We start from the raw sequence: 16737 nt of genomic DNA on the forward strand, positions 1-16737 counted from the left end.
TTGAGTGGTGGATATAAAAATTGTTCCTTCAGAGCCGGCTCCGGTGTTAGCGACACGAACTATTAAGACGGAGACGCATTATGCTATAGCGTCTACGGACGAGAGTCCTTGGCAAAAAGAAATGAATTTGAAGCTTGATGTGATTATGCGCGCGTTGGGCGTTGGGTTAAATGATAAAGAGAAAGGTAAGTCTGATGAATCCTGAAGTGAAACAAACTATTACGAATTTGCAGTTGATGATTGCGAATTTGAGTTTGGATAATGCGCGCTTACAGGCGCGCGTTTCTATTTTAGAGACTCAAGTTAAAGAAGTGAAAGCTGAGGAGACTGATCATGAGTGATTTTCAGAATGCGACTTGGAATGTGATTCAGCTTGATTATGCGAACGCGTTTATTCCTGACGTTAGGCTGAATGGCGGTGATGAGAATGGGCGTATTATCCGCGTGCAACTTCTTGATAATGGTGTGCCGGTTGATGATTCGACTGTTGAAGTGCTCTTATGCTGGAACAGGCAGCCGGGTGTGCTTATTGGTGACCGCGTGAAAATGGAAGCGAAGGATTCTGATGATGGTCGTATTTGGCAGGTGGCGGTGCCGGTTGCGGCTTGTCGTATGCCGGGCGTGGTGACTCTTGGTTTTGAAGTGAAACGTGATAAGACGATCGTTTGCTCGCGTAGTTTTACTGCTATTGTCGAGCAGCCGGTTTTTGATGCTGGTTCGCCTGAGGGTAAGTCTTACAGGCAGGAGCTTGAAGACGCGGCACAACAAGCAAAGGACGCTACTGGTAAAGCTAACGCTTTAACTGATAAAGTTTCACACCTGATTGAACAGAATGAAACAGTATCGCGGAATGCTCAAAATGCGGCTGATGCCGCTAATAATGCTATTAGCGCGGCACAACAGGCGGCACAACAAGCAAAGGACGCGGCAAGTGAAGCATCACAAGCTGCTCAAAACACTCAAAACGTGATTAGTCACGCTACTGAAGTTGTTCAACAGTGTGACGCTAGTAAACAGACTGCTGACCAAGCAGCGAAGCGCGCTGATGATGCTGTGAGTGGGTTAAAGCAAACTGTGCAGGATGCGGCAAGTGATGCGGCTAGTAAAGTGCAGCAGGCTGTTGAGCGCGCTAACAGTGCGACTCAAGCCGTGGACGCGGTTCGTGAGAAAACAGAAGCTGCAAACAAACAGACTGAAACCGATTTAGCAGCATTAAGAGAAGAGGTTGTTAAAGCTCAGCGCGCCGGGTTTAACGCGTCGTCTAGCGCGCAAAAGTGTGATGAAGCAGCACAAGCTTATAGGAACGTGTCCGGTGAGGCAGCTCAAGCTAAGCAGACTAGCGAACAGGCGGTTGAAGCGGCGAACAGCGCGCTTCATACGGCTCAGGAGTCTGCTACTGCTGTGGCTCAAGCTCAGAGCGTTCTTGACCAAGTAAAGGATGCTAGCGAGACTGCTAAGCGTGTGGTGAGTGCTGTTGAAGAGTTGAAGCAGACAAATAACGCGGCACTTGAAGCTACTCGTACGGCTAACGCTCAAGCGTCTGCAGCCGCTGATGCGGCTGGCAAGGCTAATAATGCTACTAGCACAGCCAACAGCGCAGCGCAAGCGGCGAATGATGCGGCTGGCAAGGCTACGCAGACTTTGCAAGAGTCTGAAACACGTTTTAAAGCTGTTGAACAGGCAGCGAATGATGCTAAAAGCGTGGCTGGTACGGCGAATAGTACAGCTGAAGCGGCGCGCTCTACAGCTGAGCAGGCTCAGAGCAAAGCTAACGACGCGGCGGGATCAGCTCAACGCGCTCAAAACACAGCTAACAGTGCTATTGAAGCTACTGATAACAATAAAAATCGCATTGACTCTATGGAGTCGGAGGTTAGTTCGTTAAAAAACTCTTGTAGCGCAGCACAGAGTAAGGCGAATGATGCGGCTCAGACTGCTAGTAAAGCACAGTCGGTAGCGGATAGTGCTAATAGTGCGGCGCAAGCAGCTGCTAGTAAAGCTGATAGCGCACAACAAGCAGTAAACAACATTCGCACACCAATAGTAAAACCCCAATCATTGACCGGTTACACAACCCCAAGTTCTTGGGATTGTACTCTAACAGATTTAAAAGAATTACCACATGGGGGGCATATTCTCATCTACCCACAAGCTGATGGTATTAAAGAGTACATGCGCCAGCAGCCAGAGTTCAAGATCGAAGAACAGAATGGTGTGCGAACAGGAAAAATAACTATAACAACTCACCAGAAGAATGATAACGGTTCTGCTCTCAAGCTTGTTTTTGTTTGGTTTGCGGACTAGGAGACTGGGATGACTGTTTTTCAAATGCCGTTTTATTCTGCGTATGAGAATAAGCTCATCACACCGGATTTTGAACCAATACCCGGGTGGAAGCCGTTCGCAAACTATGGTTCAAGCCCGGCGCAGATTATTGCTAATTGTGTGCGTAATAAGGATTTTAGTGTTCTACACGCTGATGATTACTTTGATGAGACTGTGAATGGTACGACTTACCGTTGGACTATTGCTGAGTTTAACCACTACGGGCGCGGTGAAGCGTTGCTTGTGCCGGATAAGCTGATGCCAGACAATATGAAGTTCTCAGACGTAGATAATCTTTATATTGACTCTACATTGGATTGGAAGCTTAAAGATTTTTATCGTGTGATGCCTGATTCTTTGAAGCCTTACGTGCTTAAAATGAGCTTGCCATGCACGAACGTTAAGGGCACAGTAGACTACTTTGATGAGCATGTATTCCCACCGTCTGAGATTGAAGCGTTCGGCAAAGCGAAGTATTCTAACGAGTCCTCTAGAGTTTACACGCAGTGGGCTTGCTTTACTGATAATCGCAGTCGCATACGCTCAAACCGATGGTATTGGTTGCGAAGCACGCACGCCAATAGTAGAACCGCGATTCCGGCTGTCAACACTGATGGTTCATACGCGCCCGCTAGAATCAGCGCAGCAGGCGGCATGCTCCCGTGCTTCTGCATCGGGTAGCCGTAGGCTATGCGCATCTTTAATTCTAGGGGTCGCCTTCGTGCGACTCCGAAGCATGAACGCGTATTATAAGCAGCTCAAAGCGAAAAATGAGACACTTTAGGACAAACTGGACAAAAACTGGACAAACTGGGACTTTTGGTACTAATTAAGGTACTAATTTCAGAAACTACGGTAAAAGTACAGTAAGAGTCCAATAAGGACAAAAACTGGAAAGTATGATACGTTCCGTCCGAATCCGTCCGAAACCGTCCGAAGAATCCGAATTTATCCGAAACCACTCGACTACAATACGCACGATTAACTCACGATTAATCGAAGTAGAAACCGCGGAAAACCAACGTTCAATAGAATTTTTCGCACGATTAACTCACGATTAGATTTTGAACATGTCGGAATTTTTGACAAGTTCACTTTTTAGCCACGCAAACAGCGTGGCTTTTTCAATATCCAAAGGAGGAAGAATATGGCATTAAACGGCATTGATGTATCCTGGTATCAGCGCGGCATTAATATCGCAGCAGTACCAGCTGATTTTGTCATCGTTAAAGCCACCGAAGGCGCATGGTATACGAACCCGTGTTTTCATGCTCAAGCAGACGCAACGCTAAACAGTGGCAAACTGTTGGGCATTTACCACTATATTAGTGGCGGCAACGCTCAGGCTGAGATGCAATACTTTGTGAACGCGGTAAAGCCTTATATTGGGCGCGCAATACTCGCACTCGACTTTGAAAGCGGCAGCAACAGCGCTTACGGCGATACAGCGTACTTACAACAGTGTGCGCAAACAGTTTACAATCTTACTGGCGTGCGTCCTCTTCTTTACGGCAGCCAATGTGACTACGGTAGGTTAGCTCGAGTAAGCAAAGCAACAAACTGCGGACTGTGGATAGCACAATACGCTAACTCCGCTCACACAGGATATCAGAGCGAGCCTTGGAACGAAGGATCTTATAGTTGTGCAATACGCCAATATTCTAGTGCTGGAGCGTTGCCAAACTACGGCGGCAACCTTGACCTTAACAAGTTCTACGGTGACCGCACGGCGTGGAATAAATACGCTCAATCAGACCATGCAACTCCTCCACCGGCACCGAAACCAGCACCAAAACCGGACGTGTCACCGATAGAGCACGACGGGGACATTAGCAGCTTTACTATGCACATTCCATGGGGTACGAACCAAGACCAGCGCATGGGGATCACACGATGCGGCAACGTTGTCACAGTGAATGGGTGCGGTTGCGTGGTTTGCGGCGGCGGCTCATGGATACACGCGAGAGAGCAAGTCCCTGAAGGTTTCCGACCAGTTTCTCTAGCAACAATCCACTTATCCGGCAATGGTACAGGAAGCATCATGGTAAAGCCAGACGGAAGCATCTGCTGGGATGGCGACGGTAAAAACTGTTTCACACACATCAACGCGACGTGGATAACCAAAGACAACCAGCCAAAATAACAAATAGGAGAAGAAAAGAATGAATGACGTTGAAATATTTTTCCTCGAGCTCGCAGGCGCAGTAGTGTTGCTCGATTTTATCAGCGGATTTGCAAAAGCAGTCTATACTCACAGCGTGGCTAGTAGCAAAATGCGCGACGGATTGTTCCATAAGTTCGCGTACGTGCTAGTTATTGCCGTTTGCATCCTGTTTGACTATGCACAAGCTAAAGTTGACCTCGGTACGCACGTTCCACTTGTGCTGATCGCATGTGCGTATATCGTCATTACAGACACTGTTAGTTTCTTCGAGAATGTTACAGCGTTCAACGTGCAGATTGCGAACATGCGAGTCGTAAAAGTTATCTTATCTGTTCTTGATTGTGTAAAAACTTATGTTGATGGGCAGGCAGACAATGCTATCAACAATGGGAAGCATGCAGCCGCAACCGAAACTGACACCGAGTTGGACGGGCGCGGCAAAGAGATGAACGACACGCCTACTGAAAATAAATAGCGTGCAGTATACTCAAAGTATTCTCTAATTGAGAATACAAGTTGAAAATTAGCAATTACCCCTCGCTTCATGCGGGGGGTAATTTTTTATACTTTTAAAGAATGGTATAATAGTAGTAAGCGTGTTGAAGCTCATTGCTGAGTGGTTTAACTCGCGCTAATTGCCTATAACTATGGTGATTTGGTGTGTCGTTTGGTGTGTCGTCACTGTAAGACACACGCTGAAAACGTTGGAATAAAGCCATTCTTAACAATATTGTGGAGCTAGGGGGATTCGAACCCCCGACCCCCTCCATGCCATGGAGATGCGCTACCAGCTGCGCCATAGCCCCGTTTTTACTTATGCCGTTCAAACGAACCTTTGATAGGTTACAACAAATAGCCGTTCTATCCAAATGCGGCGTGTCGAATTCAACTTACAAATTCCAAAAATCCTGCGAATTCTACTAACAATTTAGTCGCCAATTCGGCAAACCAATTCAAGAACCAATTCGAAAATTAGTTACCATTGGCACTTCCAGATTGATCACCATTACCAGGAGAAGTTACATTGTTTGAAGAACCAGTAGATCCCGAAGATCCAGCAGATCCAGCACCTGCATCAGAACTATCAGCACCCGATCCACTATTCCCACTAGCAGCATCACCTGAATTCGTTCCTGAATCATTGTTAGTATCACTACCTAAATCATTATCGGAATGACCACCTGTCGAACTATCTGCATTTTCATTGCCATGTTCATCATTTTCATCTTCATTACCATCTTTACTATCAGAATCATCATGAGATTTCTTATGGTCTTGATTAGTATTCGTATTAAGACGTTGCTTAGGTTGTGGTTGATTTTGCTGTTGCTCATGACTAATTTCTTCAGGCTTATCAATATTGTCTGTGCCTTTTCCTTGTGTAAACAAAAGAACAGCACCTGCAGTAACAATAACAGCCATAAGAGCACTTATAACAGCAACAACAATTGTTGTACGATGATCGTTTCTATTTTGGTAAGATCTAGAAGAGTAACCGTAGTTTTCACTAACAACCTTAGATAACGGCACCGGCTCTGGAATTGTGCCTTCCGACAGTTCCATGTCTTCTTCATGCTGTTCACGTAATTTCGACAATTCCAAAATACGCGTATTTTCTAATTCTGGATTACGGACTTGCGAACTAACAGTGCGTCCAAATCTTGCATCTTGAACAGCCATATTTTTGTCATCTGAAGGATCAGTATTACATTGCAACGAATTTGATGAATATTGCATATGAATATCATCTCCAATTCTTTTAGAATCAACATTCTCTAAACCATTTGAACGCACGCTAGAATCTGACACATTACTAAAATTAGACTGTTCTGTAGAAGTATTCGGATTTACTTCCGAAAGTTTACGCGATGAAGCGTGAATAACATTCTGATACAACTGTGATGCTACTGCTGAGACAATAGAACCAATAGCTACGCCAATAACTGAACCAGCAATACCAATTTTCGAAGCAAGTAAAAACGAAGTCACTGCAGCGAGCGATCCAGCTAATACTTGCGTAAACGATATGCCTTTGAAGAAATTCTTCACTTATGCACCTTAACTATTTATGCGAATATAATGCCAAAATGCATGGCAAATATGCAAATTCCACTACCAACATTATTACAACAATGATGGTATCACTCTACGCAAAAATTGCACAGTATTGCCAGAGCATTCTTACAACAAAATCACAAGTCTTATATACATAAAACTTAGCTACACAAAACTGAAATGCCTAAGACTTAGCAACCTCAAAATCTCTATCTTTATAAGAAAGCTCACAATTCGCTTTTTTATCACAATAATGCTCACCTAAGCTTGCAGTAATAATTGCAGCAAATATTAAAGCAAATCCCACAAAAGCCATGTTAGAAACATGCTCATGAAAAAGAACAGTAGAGAATAAAAGCGTGAACAAACTTTCAGTGCACATAATCACAGAAGCGTTTGCAGTAGAAAGATTCACCAAACTATAGTTTTGCATAATTTGTGCAACTACTGTTACTACTACTGTAAGGTAGAACATATTAGCAAAAATAGAGAAATGATCAGCAGCGTTAAAGTTTGGCAAAGGCTCACAAATAAGCGCACCAGCTACAAAAAGTACGCCTGAAACAACAAATTGCCCAAAAGTTAACGTAACTGGATTATATTTACGAGAATAATACGCAAGGAACGTAAGATTAAAAGCAAAAATTGCAGCACATAATAGAGTAAGAAAATCTCCATAAGACAATGTGAGCACAAGCATCCCAGGTTTTAATGCCACAAAACCTACTCCAGCAACGCACATAACTGCAGCAACTAATCCTAAAAGAGTTGGCTTTTTCTTGACGATTAACCAAGCAGAAAATGGCGTAATTACGCAATATGCTGCTGTCAAAAACGCGCTACGACCTGGATCAATTGAACGTAACCCTTCAGTTTGCAAAATTAAAGTAGCATAATACGTAATTCCAGTTAGTAAAGAAGGAACAATAAGCTTTTTTGTAAAAGTTTTACGAAGCGTACCGAAAAAAATAACAGCCATAATCGTGCAAGCGCCAACCATACGAACGCCCATAAGCCATTGCACAGGAAACACTTCAAGAGCATATTTTGAAGAAACATAGCTGCCACCCCAAATAGCAGCACAAATCAACAACATAATCTGAGCAGTATGAACACTTTTGCCTTGAGGCATGCCCGATTTATCCGAAAGCGGTTCAGCTATAGATTTAGCTGTTTCATATTTCACCTTCATAATATTCCCCTTCAACTATAAAAGTTGATTCTTTAAAATTTTTCTTTTATAAAGCGTTTTAGCTTATAAAATAGACAGAATAACCGTAAAATCGTGAAAAGTACAACTTTCTGGCGTTCCTTCGTAAAATTTCCGATATACGCTTCAGAAAACAGTGGCAATCAAGTATTTTGCTGTATAAATTTCGCCCACGAAACTATTGAAGAATTGGGTGATTTATATCACAACTTACAATTTTTTTACGCTACACGCTCGTATACACTTTTAAATCAGCGTAATGTAGCAATGTAGGCTTATAAATTGCGTACGAAGAAAGTGCGCAATCTTGTTAGGAAAGGAATATTATGGCAACTCTTAGCGCAGATATGAAAGAATTTATTGCGAATAATTTGGCTTGGATTGCAACAGTGAGCAAAGATGGCGAGCTTGATTTGGGACCAAAAATGTCTATGTTCGTACTCGACGACAACCACCTTGCCTACCACGAGCGCACTGCAGGTCAGCATTATAAGAACTTGCAAGACGGCAGCCAGCTGGTTGTAGCAGTTGCTAATTTGGCAGAAAAGAAGGGCTATCGCTTCCGCGGAACCGTTACCCTTCACACTGATGACGCGATTTACGAAGAGCAAGTGCGTGTGGCTGAAGAAAAAGGTACGAAGAAGCCGGCTGCAGTTCCAGTTATGGAAATCACTGAGATTCAGGACTTGACTTCTGGAGCTACTGCCGGCAAAACTATTGCAAAAGATTAGTGCATAGTTATTCAGTCGTGTGGATATTAGTGTGGTAGAGATTTGAGATTTTTCGCACTGAACGAAGGACGCTCGCTCGGTTAACGCGCTCGCTACGCTCTGAGCGCGAAAGCAGGTCGGAGCGCAAAACGCCGAATTAGTACGTCTATAGTAGGCGTCATACAATATCGAGTGGCGTTCGTCCTCAACGGCGAAGATGAACACCACTCAATTCTTTACTTGATTATTTAGTTGTAACTATTTTACTTGCTTTCTTTACGCAATGCTTGCAGTCTAGTGTTCATTTCTTCCGCTTTCTTCTTCTCGAAGTAATAAATTATTGCAGCAATCGCAATCGGGAAAATAACAGTGAACGCAATCCATCCGCAAATCACAGCTGGCTCATCTTTGAACGAAATCCACCCAACAATCACCGATACAATAAATTGAATAGCAATTGGTGGTACTAGTGCAAAAACGAACTTTGCAAGATTTGACATACGCTCATTCGACCAAAAAATAGCGAATACTCCATAGCTTATGCCTATAACAAACGTTGCTACAGCATAAGATGCAATTCTGTTTCCAACCGCAGTATTTGCTAACAAGCTCGACACAAAACTGATTGCAGTAAAAATAGTGCACCCTATGCCAATGCCATTAACAATGTTTTTTACCATTGTTTTACCAAAAGTTGTAACTTGCTTTTCCATAATAATCGTTTCCTTTTTAAGTATTAAAATCTTGTATTAAAAATTAGTATTAAAAAATTTTGATAGTTTTATATTCGACTACGCTTAAAACTACATTCCTAAGCGCTTTTTGAACCCTGCTAAGCATCTGCGACTAATCCACTCAACGCTTCCGTCGTCCATTTTTACGCTCATACTTCCGCCGAATCCTGGATCGACTCGAACAATGCGATTCAAGTTCACGATTGCGGATTTAGATATGCGCACAAACGACGCGAATTGCGGATTGTCGAAATCCATTAGGCGCTTGTAAGAAACGCACTCACCTTTATCACTGTGAATGATTACGCGCGAATTTTCAACGCAAATCATAATCACATCCGGCTCGTGCATAACAATAATCGAATCGTTAATATAACCGTATATGAATGGATTATTATTGCTTAATTTATCTGAAGTATTAATTTCAGTATTATTTTCAGCACTTCTTACATTTGCATCATTTGAGTCAATGCTTTGTAACTGAGCGATAATGCGCTTAAGCTCATCGTCAATATTGTGAATTGACAACTGAACTGACTGCTCTTCCTCAGGCGGAACAATAGCAATAGTTACTTTCATCAAGCCTCCTTTCCGTGCACTACTGTTAGCGTTTGTTAGCTTTTTGTTTTGTAATTTTGACTATACGGCACTGTAAATAGTCTGTCTTTACAAAATCGCTAAACGGTAGCTTTCGGTAATTAAGCGGTAAAAAGGAGATATTACGCAGATTAAGCCGCTCCCCAAATGCGAATAAGACGCTGGCTTGTAGGGTCAGCTGCAGGACCTTGATCATAAGCATCCAAACGCCAATGAATCGAACCATCCGCGTTAAGACTTGGAATTAAGCGCGCCCAGCGACCATTTCCCATGCCACCAATCGTTTTGTAAGAAGGATCTACTTTATCTAATCCAAGCAGCTTATGAACAGTTTGCGAAAGGCAAGAGCCATGCGAAAACACTAGCAAATCGCGGTCTGCGCCAGTTTTGCGAGTCCAATCTTCTACTGCAGTAGCAGCGCGCTCTCCTACTTCCTGCTTAGCTTCAGCACCATGACGAAGCTCCCCGCCTTTACCTTCGACCCAAGCTTTGAAATCTTCCGGCCACTGTTCGCTAATCTGCTGGCGATTCAAACCTTCCCACTCGCCAAAGAAACGCTCGCGCACACCATTTTCAACTTGCACATGAAGCCCAATCTTATCTGCAAAAGCATGAGCTGTCTGCTGCGCGCGAATAAGCGGAGAAGCAATCGCCACAAAACTCGCGTCCGCTTCTTCCGCTGTAATGCGCACATGCTCAGCGCTGTTCGGATCCTTTGGATCTTCTAAGTCAGAAGCACCAAAAAGCACGCGCAAAGCTTTTCCAGAGCGAGTTACCTGATCCATTCCAGACTCATCCAAAGCAATATCAATCATGCCTTGCAAACGGAACTGTGCATTATACGGAGTTTGACCGTGGCGAATAAGCATAACAGAGCGAGCAATTCCTTCGTGCGCACTATTAATGGAATTATTTACGTTACTCGCAACATTTTCTACGAAATCAACCATGGTTCGTACCGTACTTTCTTCTTATTATTCAGTTTTGCTAGAATCTTCAGTTTCGATAGCATCTCCAGTTTCGCTAGCATGCTCTGGCAGTTGCAAATCGATTGCTGGGCAATCATTCCACAGGCGTTCCAAGCGGTAAAATGCTCGTGCTTCCTCATGCATTACATGAACCACAAAATCGCCAAAATCAAGCAAAATCCACTGTGCTAATTCCAAGCCTTCACGAGATAAAGCCTTGCGCTTGTTGTCTTTCAAGTACAAGTCTTTTTCGATTTCTTCTGCAACAGCCAATACTTGACGCTCGTTTGAAGCAGAAACAACTAACATAGCATCCGTAATACCAAGCAAATCGCTTACATCAAAAGCCTGCTCGTTCGTTGCTTTCAAACGGTCTGCAGCAGCGGCAGCAATACGAATTGCACTAATTGAGCTTTCTAAAGCTGTCATAACGTTACTACTCCTTAATTCTCCAACAAACGCTTTTTAGCGTTCCCAAGCTGGCTTCCAATTTTCGACTACATACTGAGTATTTTCAGAGTACACCATAGAATCAGCCGGAACATCGTGACGTACCACCGATCCAGCGCCGGTAGTAACATCATCTCCCACAGTAACCGGTGCTACAAACAGGTTTCCTGCACCGACGTGAGCACCAGAACCAATCGTAGTATGATTCTTATGCACTCCGTCATAATTTGCAGTAATCGTACCGCCGCCAATATTCGTATGCTCACCCAAATCAGCATCGCCAATATAGCTTAAATGAGGTACTTTAGTGCCATTTCCAATATGAGCTTTCTTCATTTCTACGAAAGCTCCTGCCTTACTTTCCTCACCAAGTACGTTTCCTGCACGCAAATACGTCCAAGGACCAATGTTTGCAGCTCTACAAATATGCGATTCCTGTACGCGCGAACGTTCAACCACAGCATCCTCATCAATTTGCGCATCAATAAGAGTCGTGTAAGGACCAACTACAGCACCACTTGCAACCGTAGTACGACCTTGAAGGAAGCATCCAGGAAGCACAGTAACATCTTGTGCGAGCGTAACACTATCTTCAATCCAAGTAGTATCAGGATCGAGAATAGTTACACCTTCAAGCATCCATTTTTCGCACACACGCTTATTATGTGCTTTTGCGAGCGCAGCTAATTGCACACGATTATTTACGCCCTCTACAGTAAGCGGATCTGGAGCAGACATTGCACCAACATGACCAAACTTTCGAGCATGTTCCAAAGCATCAGTCAAATAGAACTCACCTTGAGCATTTTGAGAGTTAAGATCTGCAATTGCGTCACATAATACAGTCGCATCGAATACATATACAGAAGTGTTCACTTCATGAATAGCAAGCTCTCCAGCATTTGCATCCTTATGCTCAACAATACGCAAAACGTCACCGTTTGCTTCGCGCACAATACGACCGTATCCAGTTGCATCGTCTAATACTGCTGTAAGAACTGTTGCCACATTGTTATTATTATTGTGAAAATCAACTAAAGACTGCAAAGTTTGCGTATCAAGTAGCGGCATATCGCTTGCGGCAATCAGCACAGCTCCTTTTAATGCTTCACCAGTTTCGTTTTTAGCAATTTCGTTAAGATCTTTAATAGCACATTGCACTGCTCTGCCGGTTCCAGGAGTTTCGTCCTGATTTACAATATGCACATTTTCGTTATAGCTAATAGCAGCAGCAGCTACGCGTTCAGCTTGAGCATGCACAACTACAGCTAGTTTTTTAGGATTTACGCCATTCATGGCATCCATAACACGATTGAGAAATGTTTTACCAGCAAATGGATGTAGTACTTTCGGAGTTTCTGAACGCATACGCGTCCCATCGCCTGCTGCCAAAATTATTGCCGCAGTTACATCATGCTTTTCCACGCATACGCTCCTTATACTATTTTAATAAATTTCGCTGTATGTAATTCTATTACTTATTAGCAGCGTTCAAAACAAAAAACGCCACTCGATTCAACGAGTAGCGCTTCAAGTAAGCTCCCTCACCTGGATTCGAACCAAGACAAAGGGTTCCAAAGACCCGTGTGCTGCCATTACACCATGAGGGAACGGCGGAAAAACCGCCAAGTCACTATTATGCCATAATATCGAAAAACGTCAAATTGGCGTGCCGAAAAGCAAACCGTACGAAATCAATACTTAAGCAAATAAGAATCCTTGTCCGTGATGCTCAGGATAAGTGTCGAAAAGCTTAGCAACCGAACCATCCTCAAACACTGCTTTAATAGCGCTTGCAAGAAGCGGAGCAATTGAAAGAACAGTCAAACCATCCCAACGCTTCTCTTCTGGAATTGGCACAGTATCAGTCAAAACAACTTCCCTAGCACCACAAGACTTCAAACGCTCGACTGCGGGACCAGAAAGCACGCCGTGAGTTGCAACAACTGTAACAGACTTAGCTCCAGCTTCCTTCAACACATTGCAAGCTCCTGCAATAGTTCCTGCAGTATCGATCAAGTCGTCAACCATAACGCAATCGCGTCCAGCAACGTCACCAACGACGCGATTTGCAACCGTCTTATTAGGGCAAGTGATATCGCGAGTTTTGTGCACAAAAGCCAAAGGACCGCCACCTAAGCGCTGAGCCCACTGTTCTGCTACGCGAATACGACCAGCATCAGGAGACACAACAGTTACGTTTGCAAGATCATCGCGGAAACGATCACGTACGTAATCAACCAAAACTGGCATAGCAATCAAGTGATCAACAGGACCGTCGAAGAATCCTTGAGACTGAGCTGCATGCAAATCGACGCTCATAATGCGATCAGCACCAGCAGTCTTTAGCAAATCAAACATCAAGCGGCAAGAAATAGGTTCGCGACCGCGATGCTTTTTATCTTGTCGAGAATAACCAAGCAACGGGCATACTGCAGTAATTGAACGAGCAGAAGCCCTCTTCAAAGCGTCAATCATAATTAACTGTTCCATAATGGACTTGTTAACAGGATCACTGTGGCTTTGAAGCACGAATACATCTGTACCACGCACAGATTGCGTATAGCGAACATACATTTCACCATTAGCAAAATCGTATGCCGTAGTTTCAAGTACATCAATTCCAAGCTGATCAGCTACATCACGAGCAAGCTTCGGATGTGCGCGACCGGTAACGAGAACAAGGTTTTTATCTGGCTTTCCTTCAAGGACGATGCTCACCATATCTCCAAACATTAGTTCGCTTTAATTCGCGAAATGAACATAATCAATACTAACTTTTTGCACAGACGATAAACGACAAGCCTACAAAATCAATAATTACGCACGATATAAACCATGCTTAACTATGTATTGAACTACTCCATCTGGAACTAAATACCACACCGGCTCACCATGCTCAGCTCGACGACGAACATCAGTAGAAGAAATAGACAACGCTGGAATCTCTAAAATATCAACCGGCAAATGCGTAGAATCACAATGAACCATATCGTCACGATTCGCCGCAATACCAGTATCATTCGTATGCATTTGGCGAGGCATTAACGGAGAATTAGAATCTGCTAGCTTTTCTGGTCTCGAATAGCCAGGACGAGTAACAGCCACAAATCGAGCCAAATTCCACATTTCGCGCGCATTTTTCCATTGCATTATTTCAGCAATAGCGTCAGCTCCAGTAATAAAGAAAAGCTCAGCATCCGGATGCTGCGCGTGAATATCTTTCAAAGTATCAATAGTATAAGTAACTCCAGGGCGATCAATATCAACCCTAGAAACAGTGAACTTTGGATTTGATGCTGTTGCAATAACAGTCATTAAATAACGATCTTCTGCATTCGTAACTTTTTTATCAAGCTTAAAAACAGGCCTACCGGTAGGAACGAAAATAACTTCGTCAAGATCATAAACCCAAGCAACTTCTGAAGCAGCAACCAAGTGGCCATTGTGTATTGGATCGAATGTGCCGCCCATAATTCCAATGCGCTGACGCTCGTGCACATTGCCACGAGTAGAAGTACGTTTATGAACTGAATTCACAACCGCAGGAGGAGCCGCTTCTTTACCAGTAAACGCGCCATGAAATAGGTCAGACATGCGACGTTCTGCATCTTCGTGAATTTCAGGACTCATTCGCCTCAGATTCCTTGTCTTCCACTTGAGTTTCATTCACTAACCCAGATGCAACATTTGCGCTATCCGGATTAATATTGCCCATTTCTTCATCCCACTCATCTTTTACGACACGCTGGATTTCGGCAAAAGTTGGAAGAGGGAAATCTGGTTGATACGCACCACGAATTTTCGCTACAGATTCCGAAATTTTAGCAAGCATGGATGTCATGCCATCAATATCATGATCACGTTCTAATTCGCTAAACTTAATAATATTCTTTTCCATATTGCGAACATTTTTAAGAACATTATTAAACGAAGTTTCATCAGGAATAGTCACATCATTCGAATCAGAATCTGGCCAGCCCATCAACACTGCGTCAGCATACTCAAGCGATGAACGTTGCGATGCAGAAGCAATACCATCTTCAATTTGCACCAAAAAAACATATCGCACAATGGACAAACGTTCAGCAGCAACATCAAGCGCCTCAGCTGTACTCAAATTCACGTCATTATTAGGCATACTCTTACCTTACCGCCACGTAACTATTAAAACCAGTACTACTCGCGTATCTGCCCATCTCCGTAGCCGATCCATTTGGTTGTTGTCATTTCAAGCAAACCCATAGGGCCTCTCGCATGCAATTTTTGCGTAGAAATACCAAGTTCTGCGCCGAAACCAAATTCGCCACCATCCGTAAAGCGCGTTGAAGCATTTACCATAACTACAGCGGAATCAACACTTGCAATAAAACTTTGAATAGTTGAATAATCTTCAGCAATAATGGTTTCAGTATGGCCAGTAGAATATTTCGCAATATGAGAAGCTGCATCAGTATAATCATCTACAACTTTCACACCCATATTCAGCGACAAATATTCTCGCTTCCAATCTTCCTCAGTGGCACACTCAAGCTGCAATCTTTGAATATTAGCGGATTGCAAAATATCGTAAGATTTATCGTCTGCATGTAAAATTACATTATGCTCAGCTAAAGCAGCAGCGATTTTTGGCAAAAATTCTTGCGCAACAGCTTTATGCACTAATAATTTTTCAGCAGTATTGCACACGCCCACTCGTTGCGTTTTTGCATTAATAATAATAGGTATAGCTTTTTTAATATCAGCGCTTTTATCTACATAAATATGTACGTTTCCAGCTCCAGTCTCAATAACAGGGACCGTAGATTCTTGAACAACTGCTGCAATAAGATTTGCGCTACCTCTAGGCACAAGCACATCAATATGACCGTGAGCATGCATCATTGACGTAGCTCCGTCTCTTCCTAAATCATCAACAGACTGAATCAAATCAGCACTAAAGTTAGAATTTTTAAGAACCGATTGTATAACTTCAATACTCGCCTGATTCGTATGGAGAGCCGCGCTTCCACCACGCAAAATCGCAGCATTTCCAGATTTAATACACAAAGCAGCTACATCAATAGTTACGTTTGGACGAGCTTCGTAAATCATTCCCATAACGCCCATTGGAACTCGAATTTGCGAAAGTTTAATGCCATTAGGAAGAGTGTATCCGCGAACAACCTCTCCTACAGGATCTTGCAATTGTGCAATTTTTCGCACGCTTTTTGCAGAAGCTTGGATTCGCTCTTCGTCAAATTTAAGCCTGTCGAGCTTTCCAGCATCCATTCCTTTAGCTTCAGCTTCTTTAAGATCTTTTTTGTTAGCCTCAGCAATATTTGAAGCTGAAGATTCTAAGGCATCTGCCATTTTTTCGAGAAGCGCATTTTTTGCGCGAGTGTCTGCATGAGCAAAATTACGCCACGCTTTGCGCGCACAATCCGCACGAGCATTCACTAAATCATCAACAGACAACGTTTCCCCCCTATAGATTATTTGCCTAATCGCCAATTAATTAATAGTAAAACAAAAGCATTTATAC

The 16737-nt window shown here is 43.3% G+C and carries 18 protein-coding genes and 2 tRNA genes; 7 read left to right on the plus strand and 13 right to left on the minus strand.

Translation table 11 applies throughout. The features are described 5' to 3' along the window. The first annotated feature begins 4 nt into the window (after positions 1-4). The 6 genes from HXT41_RS02655 (at position 5) to HXT41_RS02680 (ending at position 4964) form a co-directional block, all read left to right on the plus strand. Positions 5-205, plus strand: a complete 201-nt coding sequence (locus tag HXT41_RS02655; RefSeq protein WP_041160521.1) for a hypothetical protein — start codon at positions 5-7, stop codon at positions 203-205. Next, on the plus strand, positions 195-341 hold the full coding sequence (locus HXT41_RS02660; RefSeq protein WP_012914336.1) for a hypothetical protein: 147 nt from the start codon (positions 195-197) through the stop codon (positions 339-341). The genes HXT41_RS02655 and HXT41_RS02660 overlap by 11 nt, the downstream gene beginning before the upstream one ends. Further along, positions 334-2304: an alanine-zipper protein gene (locus HXT41_RS02665; protein WP_421788797.1), complete on the plus strand. Its 1971-nt coding sequence runs from the start codon at positions 334-336 to the stop codon at positions 2302-2304. Before HXT41_RS02660 ends, HXT41_RS02665 begins: the two co-directional genes overlap by 8 nt. A 9-nt stretch (positions 2305-2313) precedes the next feature. Beyond that, the gene (locus tag HXT41_RS02670; RefSeq protein WP_421788798.1) at positions 2314-3006 is read left to right on the plus strand and encodes a DUF6273 domain-containing protein; all 693 of its coding nucleotides are present in this window, start codon (positions 2314-2316) and stop codon (positions 3004-3006) included. Between the two features lie 466 nt (positions 3007-3472). Further along, positions 3473-4468, plus strand: a complete 996-nt coding sequence (locus HXT41_RS02675) for a GH25 family lysozyme (RefSeq protein ID WP_421788799.1) — start codon at positions 3473-3475, stop codon at positions 4466-4468. A gap of 19 nt (positions 4469-4487) precedes the next feature. After that, a complete protein-coding gene (locus HXT41_RS02680) occupies positions 4488-4964 on the plus strand; it encodes a phage holin family protein (protein WP_119522535.1) in 477 nt (158 codons plus the stop codon). A 258-nt stretch (positions 4965-5222) separates the two neighbouring features. On the opposite strand, the gene HXT41_RS02685 is transcribed toward HXT41_RS02680, so the two are convergent. From HXT41_RS02685 to HXT41_RS02695, 3 genes are all read right to left on the minus strand, one after another. Continuing rightward, positions 5223-5295, minus strand: a tRNA-Ala gene (locus HXT41_RS02685). 166 nt (positions 5296-5461) lie between these two features. Then, positions 5462-6538 (minus strand): hypothetical protein, encoded by a 1077-nt coding sequence (locus HXT41_RS02690; protein WP_064622000.1) that lies wholly within the window; start codon positions 6536-6538, stop codon positions 5462-5464. A 190-nt stretch (positions 6539-6728) separates the two neighbouring features. Further along, positions 6729-7736, minus strand: coding sequence for a DMT family transporter (locus tag HXT41_RS02695; RefSeq protein ID WP_004108292.1), 1008 nt, complete (start codon positions 7734-7736; stop codon positions 6729-6731). Positions 7737-8080: 344 nt separating this feature from the next. Here HXT41_RS02695 and HXT41_RS02700 point away from each other — a divergent pair, with 344 nt between their 5' ends. After that, on the plus strand, positions 8081-8485 hold the full coding sequence (locus tag HXT41_RS02700; protein WP_004106472.1) for a pyridoxamine 5'-phosphate oxidase family protein: 405 nt from the start codon (positions 8081-8083) through the stop codon (positions 8483-8485). A gap of 242 nt (positions 8486-8727) precedes the next feature. Here the strand turns inward: HXT41_RS02700 and HXT41_RS02705 are convergent, their stop codons facing one another. The 10 genes from HXT41_RS02705 to HXT41_RS02750 all read right to left on the minus strand — a co-directional run bounded on the left by HXT41_RS02705 (position 8728) and on the right by HXT41_RS02750 (position 16670). Next, the gene (locus HXT41_RS02705) at positions 8728-9177 is read right to left on the minus strand and encodes a DUF3021 family protein (RefSeq protein ID WP_004108296.1); all 450 of its coding nucleotides are present in this window, start codon (positions 9175-9177) and stop codon (positions 8728-8730) included. Positions 9178-9267: 90 nt separating this feature from the next. Then, positions 9268-9777 carry a LytTR family DNA-binding domain-containing protein gene (locus HXT41_RS02710; protein ID WP_004108298.1) on the minus strand — a complete coding sequence of 170 codons (510 nt, stop codon included), beginning with the start codon at positions 9775-9777 and terminating at the stop codon, positions 9268-9270. Positions 9778-9926: 149 nt separating this feature from the next. Continuing rightward, the gene (locus tag HXT41_RS02715) at positions 9927-10745 is read right to left on the minus strand and encodes a histidine phosphatase family protein (protein WP_064621533.1); all 819 of its coding nucleotides are present in this window, start codon (positions 10743-10745) and stop codon (positions 9927-9929) included. Between the two features lie 24 nt (positions 10746-10769). Continuing rightward, the gene (rsfS, locus tag HXT41_RS02720; RefSeq protein WP_102703175.1) at positions 10770-11192 is read right to left on the minus strand and encodes a ribosome silencing factor; all 423 of its coding nucleotides are present in this window, start codon (positions 11190-11192) and stop codon (positions 10770-10772) included. 36 nt (positions 11193-11228) lie between these two features. Beyond that, positions 11229-12638: a bifunctional UDP-N-acetylglucosamine diphosphorylase/glucosamine-1-phosphate N-acetyltransferase GlmU gene (gene glmU / locus HXT41_RS02725; RefSeq protein ID WP_410310345.1), complete on the minus strand. Its 1410-nt coding sequence runs from the start codon at positions 12636-12638 to the stop codon at positions 11229-11231. Positions 12639-12752: 114 nt separating this feature from the next. Beyond that, a tRNA-Gln gene (locus HXT41_RS02730) sits at positions 12753-12823 on the minus strand. Positions 12824-12914: 91 nt separating this feature from the next. Continuing rightward, a complete protein-coding gene (locus HXT41_RS02735; protein WP_032837849.1) occupies positions 12915-13937 on the minus strand; it encodes a ribose-phosphate diphosphokinase in 1023 nt (340 codons plus the stop codon). Positions 13938-14033: 96 nt separating this feature from the next. Beyond that, positions 14034-14846: a nicotinate-nucleotide adenylyltransferase gene (gene nadD / locus HXT41_RS02740; protein ID WP_064621531.1), complete on the minus strand. Its 813-nt coding sequence runs from the start codon at positions 14844-14846 to the stop codon at positions 14034-14036. Beyond that, positions 14836-15354 carry a hypothetical protein gene (locus tag HXT41_RS02745; protein WP_004108325.1) on the minus strand — a complete coding sequence of 173 codons (519 nt, stop codon included), beginning with the start codon at positions 15352-15354 and terminating at the stop codon, positions 14836-14838. Before HXT41_RS02745 ends, nadD begins: the two co-directional genes overlap by 11 nt. Before the next feature lie 38 nt (positions 15355-15392). Beyond that, positions 15393-16670, minus strand: coding sequence for a glutamate-5-semialdehyde dehydrogenase (locus HXT41_RS02750; protein ID WP_103013846.1), 1278 nt, complete (start codon positions 16668-16670; stop codon positions 15393-15395). Positions 16671-16737 lie beyond the last annotated feature (67 nt).

Source organism: Gardnerella sp. DNF01189 (assembly GCF_049244195.1).
Classification (GTDB): domain Bacteria; phylum Actinomycetota; class Actinomycetes; order Actinomycetales; family Bifidobacteriaceae; genus Bifidobacterium; species Bifidobacterium swidsinskii.